Annotated in this window: 11 protein-coding genes; 5 read left to right on the top strand and 6 right to left on the bottom strand. The window is 43.4% G+C overall.

Features of this window, described 5'->3' with window-relative positions; genetic code table 11:
* Positions 1–507 precede the first annotated feature (507 nt).
* A complete protein-coding gene (locus tag FD12_RS12395) occupies positions 508–1827 on the top strand; it encodes an MFS transporter (protein ID WP_054747054.1) in 1320 nt (439 codons plus the stop codon).
* Positions 1828–2374: 547 nt separating this feature from the next.
* On the opposite strand, the gene FD12_RS13950 is transcribed toward FD12_RS12395, so the two are convergent.
* Both FD12_RS13950 and FD12_RS12385 read right to left on the bottom strand, forming a co-directional pair.
* Positions 2375–2527, bottom strand: a complete 153-nt coding sequence (locus FD12_RS13950) for a hypothetical protein (RefSeq protein WP_156404079.1) — start codon at positions 2525–2527, stop codon at positions 2375–2377.
* A 221-nt stretch (positions 2528–2748) separates the two neighbouring features.
* Positions 2749–3078 (bottom strand): hypothetical protein, encoded by a 330-nt coding sequence (locus FD12_RS12385; protein WP_054747058.1) that lies wholly within the window; start codon positions 3076–3078, stop codon positions 2749–2751.
* A 213-nt stretch (positions 3079–3291) separates the two neighbouring features.
* Here FD12_RS12385 and FD12_RS12380 point away from each other — a divergent pair, with 213 nt between their 5' ends.
* Positions 3292–4599, top strand: a complete 1308-nt coding sequence (locus tag FD12_RS12380; RefSeq protein ID WP_056983353.1) for a hypothetical protein — start codon at positions 3292–3294, stop codon at positions 4597–4599.
* A 170-nt stretch (positions 4600–4769) separates the two neighbouring features.
* Here FD12_RS12380 and FD12_RS12375 read toward each other — a convergent pair whose 3' ends face one another.
* The 3 genes from FD12_RS12375 to FD12_RS12365 form a co-directional block, all read right to left on the bottom strand.
* The gene (locus FD12_RS12375; protein WP_054747066.1) at positions 4770–5600 is read right to left on the bottom strand and encodes a hypothetical protein; all 831 of its coding nucleotides are present in this window, start codon (positions 5598–5600) and stop codon (positions 4770–4772) included.
* A 13-nt stretch (positions 5601–5613) separates the two neighbouring features.
* On the bottom strand, positions 5614–6429 hold the full coding sequence (locus FD12_RS12370) for a hypothetical protein (protein ID WP_054747069.1): 816 nt from the start codon (positions 6427–6429) through the stop codon (positions 5614–5616).
* A 392-nt stretch (positions 6430–6821) separates the two neighbouring features.
* Complete coding sequence (locus tag FD12_RS12365) at positions 6822–8567, bottom strand: phospho-sugar mutase (protein ID WP_056983352.1); 1746 nt, start codon at positions 8565–8567, stop codon at positions 6822–6824.
* Positions 8568–8895: 328 nt separating this feature from the next.
* On the opposite strand from FD12_RS12365, the gene FD12_RS12360 reads away from it, so the two are divergent.
* Positions 8896–9915: a LacI family DNA-binding transcriptional regulator gene (locus FD12_RS12360; RefSeq protein ID WP_054747071.1), complete on the top strand. Its 1020-nt coding sequence runs from the start codon at positions 8896–8898 to the stop codon at positions 9913–9915.
* On the opposite strand, the gene FD12_RS12355 is transcribed toward FD12_RS12360, so the two are convergent.
* Complete coding sequence (locus FD12_RS12355) at positions 9896–10735, bottom strand: DegV family protein (protein ID WP_054747072.1); 840 nt, start codon at positions 10733–10735, stop codon at positions 9896–9898. The genes FD12_RS12360 and FD12_RS12355 overlap by 20 nt on opposite strands.
* Before the next feature lie 139 nt (positions 10736–10874).
* Here FD12_RS12355 and FD12_RS12350 point away from each other — a divergent pair, with 139 nt between their 5' ends.
* Entirely contained in the window at positions 10875–11183 is a 309-nt protein-coding gene (locus tag FD12_RS12350; RefSeq protein WP_186825949.1) for a DUF7671 family protein, read from the top strand.
* Between the two features lie 109 nt (positions 11184–11292).
* Positions 11293–13203, top strand: coding sequence for a S53 family peptidase (locus tag FD12_RS12345; protein ID WP_082622268.1), 1911 nt, complete (start codon positions 11293–11295; stop codon positions 13201–13203).

Here is a 13203-nt window from a genome sequence, read left to right as displayed (position 1 = left end):
ATCTTACTTTCAACTTAAATATTATTGCCGTCCAGATCGTCGTCATTATTTAGATCGCGGGCAATGTTGTCATGCCCGCAAGACGCGGGCAGGATTGGTTTAGACACCAAGGACTGTCAAAACAGGCCTTGGTGTTTTTTTAAGCCTTAAGGGAGGTGATGCTTGATAAACTTTGCAGTAGAAATGATTCTCATTTAATTTTAATAATTAATGGTATTATTCAGAACTTTTCGTCAATCAATCGTTAGGACAGCTGCGCAAAGCAGAAACTTCCACCTAAGCACCTTCTGCAAAAATCCCAAAATCGGGGATTTCTGCAGAAGGAGACTTAGGCTCCAGTTTCTAACCGCTTTGTTCCGCTCACTAAACAAGGACAGCTGCGCAAAGCAACAATCTGCATGTAAGCACCTCCCTCGAAAATTCCCAACCCGTGAATTTTCAAGTGAGGAGACTTACACTCCGATTGATAACCGCTTTGTTCCGCTCACTAAATAAGGAGTGAATTTTATGGAAGAAACACCGACTACATACACCGCAACAAAAGCAACCAAACTGGAAAGAGACCCAATTAAGACCGTTATTATGGCATCAATGATTGGAACGGCTATTGAATTTTTTGATTTTTACGCATATGGAACTGCCGCAGCAACTTATTTCCCGAACGTCTTTTTCCCAAACGTAACACCAACGATTGCCATGATTTTGAGTTTACTGACTTTCGGCGTTGCTTTTGTGGCTCGGCCGCTGGGATCATTATTGTTTGGTCACTTTGGCGATAAATTAGGTCGTAAACGGGCCTTAGTTGTTTCATTATTAATGATGGGCCTATCAACGGTTGCCATCGGATTTCTCCCCGGATTTAAGGCAATCGGGATGGCCTCAATTGTTTTACTCTGTTTAGCCCGCTTCATTCAAGGGATCGGCTTGGGCGGTGAATGGTCAGGTGCCGTTTTAGTTGCCACTGAAAATGCCCCTAAAGGTAAACGCGCATTGTTCGGTTCCTTTACCGAGCTGGGTGCCCCAATTGGGTTCTTCCTTAGTAATGGGCTGTACTATATCTTGGAATCAACACTTAGCCAATCACAAATGGCCTCATTTGGATGGCGGATTCCGTTCCTGGCTTCAGCTATTCTGGTTGTCGTTGGTCTCTGGGTTCGCCGCAGAATGCAGGAGACCCCATTGTTCCGCTTGGCTCAACAACGTGATGAAGTTCAAAAAGCGCCGCTGGTTGAAGTATTTGCCAAGAACTGGCGCCAAGTTCTTCAAGGAACGATGGCAATGGCCGTTTCTTACACATTCTTCTTCCTATTGTCAACTTGGTCATTGAGTTACGCGACGACCGCGCTTGGATTTGATAATAAAGAATTCTTGTTACTATTGATGGGATCCGTTATTGCATTTGGCGGGATGATTGTTTATTCTTCAATCTTATCTGATAAATTTGGTCGCCGAAAAGTGCTGTTAACCGGAACGGTTGTCATCGTGGCCTTTGCATTTATCTTCCCATTCTTCTTCCAAGGCCAGCATAATGTATGGGGGAGCCTCTTCTTCTTGCTAGTTGGTTTTGTGGCAATGGGAATCGTCTATGGGCCTGTGGGGGCATTACTCCCAGAATTGTTCCCAACTAACACGCGTTATTCTGGTGCGGGAATTGCTTATAATATGTCCGCAATTGTCGGAGCAGCTTTCGCCCCAACGATTGCTTCCTGGTTGGTTGCAGAGTGGGGAATCCATGCCGTTGGTTACTATTTAGCGATCATGGCGGTGGTTTCAATGATTGCCCTGTTCTTTACTAAGGAAACTAAGGGAATTGATTATACAAAGTAGTGTAGTGTGCGCAGCAAAGCGGTTAATAACCGGAGCATAAGTCTCCTCAACCATAAATTCCCGGCTTTTGGGGATTTATGGTTGAGGTGCTTATGTGCAGGTTATTGCTTTGCGGAGCTGTCCTAATCTATGTAGCAAGTCAATTCTCTTGGTTTTGGATTTATGTCGGGCGGGGCTTATGTGCAAACTTCTGCTTTGCGGAGCACCATTCGGCAATGATGCCAAGAAATTCCCGGCTTTTGGGGGATTTATGGTTGAGGTGCTTATGTGCAGGTTATTGCTTTGCGGAGCTGTCCTAATCTATGTAGCAAGTCAATTCTCTTGGTTTTGGATTAATGGCGGGGTTATGTACAAGTTCCTGTTTCGTGGAGTTATCCTAACCTATGTAACATTGAAAGCCGTACACGCACACGCCAAGTAAGCTTGACACGAATTGTGCGCCCATTGGATCACCATCATTTCCTAGTAGTCATAAGCTCAATAAAATATACACTTAAAAGGACCTGCAATTCAACATTGTCAGGTCCTTTTAAGTTAACAGAAATGATTATTTGGTTGTAGAATTCTTCTTCTTTTCAGCTGCTAGTTTCTTTTTCATCTTCTTGACGGCAGGATCGGCTGAGTTCCCAATCGTAACTTGTGAGATCATTTTATCGATGGTTTTGCGTGCCTGATCATTTAAAGCATTGAATGTAATCATATTATTCGCTCCAATTCATAATTGTTAATATGATGCTGGTACTAGACTAGCCACTTGTTTGAGAGGGGCAGTAACCTCATGTAGGTAGCTGTTCTATCCCGTAATTAGCTTAATCATAGCATACTCTTTCAGACCTGGGGATAATCATTTATAGTTATTTTTGATCTTCATATGGTTGACCGTAGCTTCATTGTTCTTTAGCTTCTCTCTTTGATTTCGCTTCAGCTTAAATCAGGATTCAATATAAAGTTTCGAAAGAAGGTTATATCACGTAAACGGTCATACAAATTCAACACGTGTTTTTCTTCAACCTCCAAAGTCAATCTAATGATAGCATATTCCTTCAAATTTGGTTTTTTTGAGATAAACTGCTTAGTCAGTTCTGGATCATTCCAAAATCCATAAAGGCCATATCCAAGACTGCCGGGCTTTTTCCGATTCCCATCCGTGTAAAAGTGAGCCCAATCGATTGCAGGAATTTTAAGGCCGTTTGCCTGAATCTTTTGCCAGTCGGAAACTGCCGTTGCGTGGTAGATCGTTTGTTTTGCCAAATTATGCCACTCCTGTGATTCGTATCTAGGATGATTACTTGTTACCCATATAGTTATTAATTACGCAGAATTTTGGTTGATTATTTTAAGACCGTCTTTGGAATACTGTAGAGAATAATTAGCAAGCGTTAATCAACCATTTAAGCTTCAGTATGATAATATGGATATACAATTAATAATTAAAGCTACAAGCATCAAGAGGGGGATAATGATATGATTAGATTTGGGAAAATGGGGCTTGTCTTAGGTGGAGTTGCTGCCGGGATATTCATGTTTGCCACTAGTCAACAAGCATCAGCCAAGGCTACCAAGGTAGTTTCTAATGTTACTATTACATCTGCTAATGTCGATAGTAAGAACGTTGCGTTGACTGGGAAAAACAAGATTTATACCAAGGCAGGGGTTTTAAAAAATGCCAAGCAGGTTACTTCAAAGACTCAGTTGAAGAAGTTAAAGAATTCGCAGCGAGCTAAAGATTTCTTTGATGTCTATCGGATGGCCGTCACGAACAAACACCAAGTGTATTATAAGGTGGTATCGTTTGAAGGTAAGTGGCGAGGCTGGATTTACGGTGGCAGAGTCAAAAATACCTATCAAGGTGGGATTAAATCTGCCCAAACTACTAAGGTTGTTACATTATCCGACGATATTAAGAATTCCCAGTTCCAGTTAAAAAATTCAGGTAATGGTGGAACAGATAATACGTGGGAAAGCATTCCGTGGTCAAAATATCACGCTAAAATCCATACTAAAGATTCCAGTGCTTATGGGAGTGATAAGTTGGCAGTGACGGCTGCAAAACAACAAACCCGCCAATATTACAACACATACTATTATGTGACTGATGAGACCCATCCAGAATTTAACGGTTGGATTAATCGGAATGCGTTATCCAAGATTACGACGACGCCTACCACAAATCCGACTGTAATTAATCCTAATCCAACGGTTGTGACCAATACAGTCACTAATACGGTGACGAAAACGGTAACAGTTCCTGCAAAAAATGAACTTACGATTAACTACGTTGTTCATTCTCGAATTGGTACCCAAAAGAAAGAAGCATCCGATGCAATTATTAAGGAATATCAGCAAGAGTATGCCAACGCACTAAATGATGTGACCAAGGATCCCAGCAGTGCAGTTGATAAGTTATCAGCCCTGGGAAACGGACAGTTAGTAACTACTAGCACGACACCAAAGTATTATGCTAACGTTAATGTTTCGTTCGATAAGGATAAAAATGTTATTACGATTGATTTGAATTGGCGGCAGGAACCTATGATTAATGGTGCCACGGATAAGCAATTACGCATGGAACTGGGACAGGTGGATTCCTATGATCCTAAAATCGGAGTTACTGCCACTGACGCAATGGGAAATGATGCAACTTCAAAAATACAAATTAGTGGTGATGCCACTACCGGCAGCATGTGGTACGGAACGTACCACGCTAAGTATGTAATCGATTCTTATGGATTATCCACGAGTAAGACAATATCGGTCACAGTTACTAAGTAACATTTAATTTACGCTTGATTAAAAGGCATCTAAAGCAAATCTTATTGGATTTGTTCGGATGCCTTTTATGATCGCTAACTTTTCGAAGTAAGTGAATCAGATATTGGTTAAAAACTGCTAATTCAGACGCTACCTGGATCAATTTATCCAAAGAAGCATTACTCGCCATTTTACGGATAAACGGTCATACTCCCCACATAAAAGTCTTTGCCACCAACGTTATACCTGACAGAGATAACCGTGTTACTGCCATACTTTTGAACTTTCGAATGGTTCACCGTAGCCAAGTAGTGGTTGGTCTTGGTCATTTTCAGACGGTAACGGTACTTGCCGGTGCTACTGATTTTGGTCATTGGTAAGCCGGAAACTTCGGTCTTGGTGTAGAAGTACGAGGTGTTGCCTTTCTTAACGAACTTTTGGAGCTTGGCATAGTCAGCTGGCTTGGCGTCACCATCTGTGTATCGGGTGATACCGGTGAAATATTCCAGGTAACCGTCGTCAGTGACTCGAAAGGCATTCTGCTTCGACAAGAATTGGTCACTTGGCAGGGCCTTATTGCCTTCCCACACGTAAGGATCCTGAGTGTAATTATCTGGTGTTTTGGTATAGGCGAGGTAATTGGGTTGCTTCACGATTTTGAAGAGGCTCTTTTTCGCCCAAATGTAAGTGGTCATCTGTTGATTATGTTTGGACTCATCGACCACTTTTCGCAGCGGCCAGCGGAGGTTATCCATGTTAATGTTGACGTATGGTTTGCCAGTTGTAACACCCTTGCCAATTGAGCCGGCGTTAAAGACGGTGCCTTTTGGAATCGTAATGGGAATATCCTTAAAATAGGCGTTGGTCGTATGGATGGTCTGTTTTGTTTCCAAAAATAAATTATGAGACTTGCTGGTTAAATATTGACTGCTGGCGAATGTTGCGGTGGTGAAACTGATTGTTGCAAATAACGCCACTGCCAATGCCAGACCAGCTTTTTTGATTTGTTTAGTTGTTATCAAGTTCCTTGCCCCCTTATTTAAAGTTGCTGACACTATTAATTTCAAACCAGTCTTCTTTATTAATCCGTGAAACCCAGCTGGTCAGTACCTTTTGGACATCTTCGTCATTTGGGATGACCGTCACGTTACCGTATGAGGTTCCTTGAATGGTGAGCTGGTAATGGTTTTGGCTCAGCTTAACAAATGGCAGTTGAGCCACATCCGTTTTGAAGTTCAAAATGGTCTTACCGCTGCTGGTTGGGTGGGTCGCGCTTTGGACTTTAACACTGGTAGTTGGCTGTGGTGAAACTTTGAAGATATACGGTGAATTTTCGTAGTATTCTAAATAACCATCGGTCGTCACTCGAATTCTCGTGTTGGTTTGAGAAGCATAGTCGGCAGGGACAATGTAACCCTTCCAAAGGTTGCCAGTCTCGGTTTTGACCTTCTTCAACGATCGTTTGCCATCGGATTGGGCGGCGTAGTAGTCTAAATAAACTGGCTTTTCAATCTGCTTAAAAGTGGCCTTAGTGGCTGGTAGCCACCGTGAAATGGTGCTGGTGGCTTTTGACGAGAGCAACGGTTTTCGCAGGTTATAACTCAATCGTTCAACGTCGGTATAAACGTACTTCTTGCCAGCAATGGTTTTGACACCACCAACTTGTAATGGTGTGTTCTTAGGAATAGTTATTTTAACCTGTTTCTTGCTATTAGTCGTTTTGATGGTTTGTTTGGTAACGACAAAACTATTTTTGCTGATTTTAGCCTGAGCCGGTTGAGCTTGGAATAATGTTACCCCAAGGAACAATAGGGCACCGGTTGTGAGCTTAATCTTTGTTACTGATTTCAATGGAATATCCTCCTAAAAGATAAGTGAGCGTAGTAAAGTGGTTAGCAATCGGTATGTAAGTCTCCTCGAATAGAAATTCTGGTTTTTGGAATTTTTATTCGGGGTGCTTACATGCAGATTGCTGCTTTACAGATCTGTCCTAAAAAAAGTGGGTGTAGTAAAGCGGTTTGGGACTGAAACCTAAGTCTCCTACTGGGGAAATCCTGGTTCTGGAATTTTTGCAGTAGGTGCTTAGGTGCAAGCCCCAGCTTTACGGAGCTGTCCTCTAACCCTTCCATTCTACCAGTATCCACCCCACAACGCAGGCCTAACCTCCGCCAAATAAAAAAAGATCCGATTAACAGTCATCACCAGCAGGCTGTAATCAAATCTCATTTATCTTTAAATGCTCATTAGTTATTAATTAATTTATCAATCAACTTATCCAATTCGTCAACGTAGCTATTCAGCTTAGCGTCCACAGCTTTCTGGCTCTTGTCGACGACTTCAAGGTAGAACTTCACTTTTGGCTCAGTCCCCGACGGGCGAACCGCAACCCAGGTTTCGTCGTCCAACCAATATTTCAACACGTTGGATTTAGGTAAGCTGATGGTTGACGTCTTGCCATCCTGATCAGTCAGAATAGATGATTGGTAGTCGGCATGGCGGATAACCTTGTGACCGTTGATTTCAGTCAGCGGATTATCACGCAATTCAGCCAAGATGTGGGCCATTTTGTCCTTGCCATCAAGGCCATCGAATTCTTTAGCGATGGTCTTTTCTGCGTAGTAGCCATACTTCTGGAACATTTCCTGAACGCCGTCATATAAAGTCTTGCCCTGATTCTTGTAATAGGCAGCCACTTCAGCCAGCAATAGGACAGTTTGAATAGCATCCTTATCCCGGACAAATGGTTTGATTAAGTAGCCAAAGCTTTCTTCAAAGCCAAACAAGAAGGTGTGATCATGCTCAGTTTCGTAATGGTGAATGGCCTCAGCGATAAACTTGAAACCAGTCAGAACATTGTTAGTTGCAACACCAAACGAAGCAGCAATTTTCACGGCCAAATCAGTTGAAACGATGGATTTCACAATCGTGCCGTCAGCTGGTAAATCGCCGGCATTCTTTTTAGCGGTTAAAATATAATTCAGTAAGACGCTGGCAATTTGGTTACCACTCAACAATTGATAATTGCCATCAGGTTGACGAACCGCACAACCTAGCCGGTCAGCGTCAGGGTCTGAGGCAATTAAGACGTCGGCTGCTACTTTTTTGCCAAGTTCCTTAGCCAAATCAAAGGCTTGTGGGAACTCTGGGTTAGGAAATGGGGTGGTCGGGAACTCAGGATCAGCGATGGTTTGTTCCGGCACAACTACGTAATTCTTAAAGCCGGCTGCTTCCAATGCACGGCGGGCAATGATTTTACCGGTTCCATGTAAGGGGGTATAAACAAATTTCATGTTGGCGCCGACTTTTTTGATCAGGTCTAAATCAATGTTGACGGTCTTGACCTTTGCCAGATAGGCTTGATCAACGTCTTCGCCAATCAGATTCATGGTTTTAGCTTCCCGCAATTCTTGTTCAGGCGTTACCTTGATAGCGAACACGTCACTGTTCTTACGAATATAGGAGGTAATTAAATCAGATTCCTTTGGAGGCATCTGGCCGCCGTCTTCGCCATAAATCTTGAAGCCATTGTATTGCTTGGGGTTATGGCTGGCCGTAATCATAATGCCGGCATAGGTGTGGAGATGACGGACCGCAAAGGATAACTCCGGGGTCGGGCGGATGTCATCAAAGACAAAGGTAGGGATGTGATGATATCCTAATACTTTAGCAGATTCGTGGGCAAATTCCTTGGAGTGGTAACGGGAATCAAAACTAATTGCAACCCCCCGTTTTCGAGTAGCTTCATCCAACGTATCCATGAAGGATGCAAGGCCCTCGGCGGCTTGGCGAACGGTAAAAATGTTCATGCGATTAGTGCCGGCGCCCAGAATTCCCCGCATTCCAGCGGTTCCAAAGGATAAAAAGGTGCCAAATGCGTCTTCTTGTTGATTTGAATCAGTCTTCATTTGATCTAGATCAAGTAAAATATCTGCTGGTAAATTCGGTTGCTGTACCCATTGTTGGTAGGCTTCCTTAATTGTGTCTTTCACGACATGACCCTCCCTGTTTAGTCAGTCAGCTGATCCAAGTATCAAATTGCCATGAGGTTCAGTAACGAAAATGTTGATTTTGAAAGGTTCGTTGCCGATACTGATGAACAGAGCTTAACTTGGAGCAGCTGTCCTTGGTAACTCAGTTCAAGTTCATTATAGAAATTCATAGCGGTTACGTCAATAAGTTTACTAGCCAAAAACGTTATTATGACGGAATATCCTTGACTTATCAGGCTAAACAAAAGATAATTATTTTAGTAAATTAACTAAATTTGTTAATGGTCAGTTGAAGAAGGGATTATACTGTATTTGAAGGGGTGACATAATGGCAACAATTAAAGATATCGCGCATAAAGCCGGGGTGTCAATTACAACGGTTTCCCGGGTACTTAATTATGACAAGTCACTTTCAGTCAGTGACGCGACACGCAAGAAAATTTTTCAGGCGGCTGAAGACTTGGATTACACCAAGAAGCATCGGGTGAGCACGACTCGCGATAGCATTGCCGTTGTTGAGTGGTATTCCGAACAACAGGAATTAGATGACTTATATTATTTGTCGATTCGAATGGGTGCTGAGAAGATGGCCGATCAACTCCATTACAAGGTTAAGCGCTATTTTGCCGGCGATTCTTTGAATGCGATTGATCGAGACGTCAAGTCGATCATTGCAATTGGTAAGTTTAGTGACCAACAGATTCAGGCAATGCTCAAAGCGACCCGCAATATTGTGTTTGTGGATTTTGATACCTTAGCTAAAGGCTACAACTGTGTTGTCACCGATTTTGACAATTCGACTAAATCCGTGCTGGACTACTTTATTGATAATGGCTTGAAGCAAATTGGGATGTTATCAGGAATTGAGTATACCAATGATCACAAGTTGAAGATCGTGGATCCGCGCTTGGAGGTTTTTCGGAATTATTTGGAACACAAGTCCTTATACAACCCAGACAATGTTTTTATTGGGGACTATACGCTGCAGACTGCCTACAATTTAATCAATCAAGCGATTCAAAAAGACCGCGAAAGTTTTCCCAATGCTCTGTTTGTTGCCAACGATGCCATGGCTGTTGGGGCGTTAAAAGCCCTTCACGAAAATGGGATTGCGGTTCCTGATGATGTGAGCTTGGTCAGCTTCAACGATACCGCCGTGGCCAAATACGTCATTCCATCATTGACAGCAGTGAAAGTCAATACTGGCATGATGGGGGAAGTTGCCATGCAGTTGTTAAACCAGCTGAATACGTCAACGAGCGCAGAAGAAAACCGGACGCCCCAAAAAGTCGTTGTGGGCAACCGGTTAATTAAACGAGAAAGTAGTATTAACCCAGCAGATAAGTGACCCCAGTTGCTTCTGGGCCAATAAAAGTGGTCATCTCTGGATTGGTGGCAACAATTGAAATTGGGACAAACGGAAATTCTTCGTTCAGCATGTCATACAAGAACTTGGCCCGCTCATCGCTGCCGGAATGAAGAATTGACAGCTTGACGAGATTTTGGTCATGCATTTCCGCTAATTGTTTTTCCCAGAATTGATCGATAAGGTCTTCTTTTCGACTGCGGGTCACAAATGTAAAGTCATTATTTAAAAATTGCAATATATAAGAAACGTTCAGCTGTCTATCCAACATCCCCCTGATTTTGCCGACAATTTTGCGGTTAATCAGCTGGGGGTTATTTTGGACTGAAAAGAAGATTCGGGTATTGTTTTGGATACGTTTGAGCTTATCACAAACCTCGGCGATCTCCGTACCAGCTGCGAGCCATTTGGCGGCTGCGAGCACCTGGTAAGCCAAGCCCGCTGCCGTGACGCCACTATTAATAACAGTGACATTACTCGTGGATGCTTTTGCGGCAATGAGGGCATTTTGATAGGTGTTGGTCAACTTGTCACTTAGATGGATGGAAAGGATCTGGCTGCCATCTTTGCCGAGACGATTGTAAGTGTCAATCAGCTCTGGAACGGCGATTTCACCAATGGTTGGTTTAACCGAACACTTTTCAAACAGTTGGAGAAATTTTTCACTTTTGATTTTATTGACGTAACCGAACAGCTTGTTGTCTATCAGAATAGGTGGATTCATAACTGCAATGCCATAGTTATGAATGTCCGCATTAGATAGATGAATGGCTGAGTCGGTTACTATTTTTATCTGGTTCATTTAATCACCCCTTGATTGTTACGATCACAATATTTATTGTATATGAAGAAAACAGTTATGTCTGGATTTTACGAAATTATTAGAAATAAGTTCTAACTTTATTCATAATTAACTTATGTAAAATGAAAGGATGATGAATGTGAAAGGGAAGTATGAGGTGTTTCAATATATTGGTGTGCCCCTCGAAACCAACGATTCAGGTCAGTATCAGATCAAAACTGATGAGGAGGGGGATTTTAAGCTGCATAGCTGGCGCACCGGAAAGCATACCAAGGGCAAGTACAAACACATTGGCCAAGTATTTATGACGGAAAATAACTTGATGGTTGCCATTATTAAGGTCAACCCGGTGGCTTTTAAGGACCGTCATGAATTTACGCCGTTGCAGCGATTCACCAGCCAACAAGTTGACGATGCGATCATCGCCCAGGCAAAACAAAAATTGTGATCAGGTTGATTTAAATGATCTAAATTTAAGTATTCAAGGATCCTGATTGGTATAATTGCATTAATAAACAAAGAAAAGAGTGATTATTTTGAGGGGAAAGCAATTAATCATGGCAACGCTGAGTGGTTTTTTGGCGCTGGGGATAGGCGCAGCCATAACGGCCAGACCGACCCAAGCGGCAACCAAGCAAACCATTGTCAACGTGGCCTTTAAAGCAAGCAACGAAACTGATTTGACCAACTACGTTTATAATACGGTTGATCCGACTAGCAGTGATTATCAACACTATTTGACACCAACGGAATTTGCGGCCAAGTTTGGTCAACCAGATAGCTATATTCAATCTTTTAAGGACTATTTGAATAAATATCACATTCGGACTTATGCCTATCCGGGTAACTTGTCCTTGAAGTTAACGGGAACGGCAACCAATTTGCAACGGGCTTTCAACGCCAAGTATGTGCCGGCAGCTAAGAAGGGTTACCGGGCAACAACCAGCTACAAGCTGCCCGGTCAACTTTCCGATGAAGTTGTGGCAGTGATTGGTCTTTATTCTAAGAGTCCGGCGAAGAAAGCCACTAAGGCTACCAAGACGACCAAAGCTACCAAGAAAGCCAGTTCTCACAAGGCTGCAGCCGTTACCAGTGCGGCGGCTTCCGATGTAGCAACTTCTGACACGAAGCCGGACACCAATTTGACTGGCAATGCGTTCTCCAAGAAGTACGGCGCAGCGAAGTTTGCGAAGGCTTATCAGCTTAACCCATTATATGAAAAAGGGCTGCAGGGCCAAGGCCAGCGGATTGGGATTATCAACGCCAGCGATGTTCGGGATAGCGATTTATCGACCTACTGGCAACAGGCCGGGGTTAATCCGGATTTAAGCCGGGTTCGTCACATTTATACCGTTGATTCCAAGGCTCAGGCTCAACAAGCACTGAATAAGATTATGAGTGCCGGCCAAATGGAGGCAACCCTAGACGTTGAGTCCGCTTCAGCAATTGCCCCGCAAGCTGGGATTGATTTGTATACTGGTGATTCAACCGGCACACGAACCACATTGCCATCCTCATTCTTTGCCTCAGTGATGACTGCGATTTCAGACAATAACGATAAACAAATCACAACCAGCATGGCTCCCGGCTTCGAAATTCAGTCTGAATGGGGTGACCCAAGTTCAACTGTTAAACAATACAGCCACGCCTTTAACCTGGTCTTGGAACAGGCTGCTGTCCAAGGAACCACCGTTTTCAAGGCAAGCGGCGACCGGGGCCCTTATTCACTTTCTGGCGCCAAAGAAAATCACATCATGTCAACCTCGCCTTACCAAGTTGAAGTTGGTGGTACCACGTTGCCTTACCAAAAGATTATCGATGGTAAAGTGGTCACCGTTGAAAAAGAACGGGCTTGGGGCGATACCTATTCCAGACCAGCTTACGACACCAAGTACAGCAGCTTCAGTGGCGGCGGTGGCGGCTTCTCTGCTTTGAATCCAACCCCTCGATACCAACAGGGTGTTCCTGGCGTCAATACATTTAGAGCCATTAATTACTTAACTTTCAAGAATGGCAAGTATACATTAACTAAAAATCCGCACGTGATCGTTGGCACTGGGAATTCGCGAAATCTGCCTGATGTTGCCGGTAACGCTGATCCTAAGACCGGTTACGCGTCATTTGTTTCCGGACCAAAATATACTTACAATGCCAAAACGAAGAAGGCCGTCAAAGGAACCACCAAGATGTGGGGCGTTGACGGTGGGACGAGCTTTACTGCCCCACAGATGGCGGCTGCCAATGCGGTTATGAACAGTGGCCGTCAGACACCGATCGGCTTCTGGAATCCGCAGATTTACAAGTTTGCTCAAGAAACGGACAGTCCATTTACCGTACTGGATGACGCTGATAATAATGATAACTTGTACTATACCGGCCAACCGGGGATGCTTTATAACCAGGCAACCGGACTAGGAACCATCAATTTTGAAAAGCTGTTTGGCAAGTTTAATGGTGCCGCCAACTAA

It is taken from the genome of Lentilactobacillus rapi DSM 19907 = JCM 15042 (assembly GCF_001436255.1).
In the GTDB taxonomy this organism is placed as follows: domain Bacteria; phylum Bacillota; class Bacilli; order Lactobacillales; family Lactobacillaceae; genus Lentilactobacillus; species Lentilactobacillus rapi.
Note: the sequence above shows the minus strand (reverse complement) of the source record. Positions and strands in the feature narration are given on the sequence as shown.

Bases quoted from the DNA above. Each gene is read 5' to 3' on its own strand.
- FD12_RS12395 (WP_054747054.1), top strand. From the start codon at position 508: ATGGAAGAAACACCGACTACATACACCGCAACAAAAGCAACCAAACTG.
- FD12_RS13950 (WP_156404079.1), bottom strand. From the start codon at position 2,527: ATGATTACATTCAATGCTTTAAATGATCAGGCACGCAAAACCATCGAT.
- FD12_RS12380 (WP_056983353.1), top strand. From the start codon at position 3,292: ATGATTAGATTTGGGAAAATGGGGCTTGTCTTAGGTGGAGTTGCTGCC.
- FD12_RS12360 (WP_054747071.1), top strand. From the start codon at position 8,896: ATGGCAACAATTAAAGATATCGCGCATAAAGCCGGGGTGTCAATTACA.
- FD12_RS12355 (WP_054747072.1), bottom strand. From the start codon at position 10,735: ATGAACCAGATAAAAATAGTAACCGACTCAGCCATTCATCTATCTAAT.
- FD12_RS12345 (WP_082622268.1), top strand. From the start codon at position 11,293: ATGGCAACGCTGAGTGGTTTTTTGGCGCTGGGGATAGGCGCAGCCATA.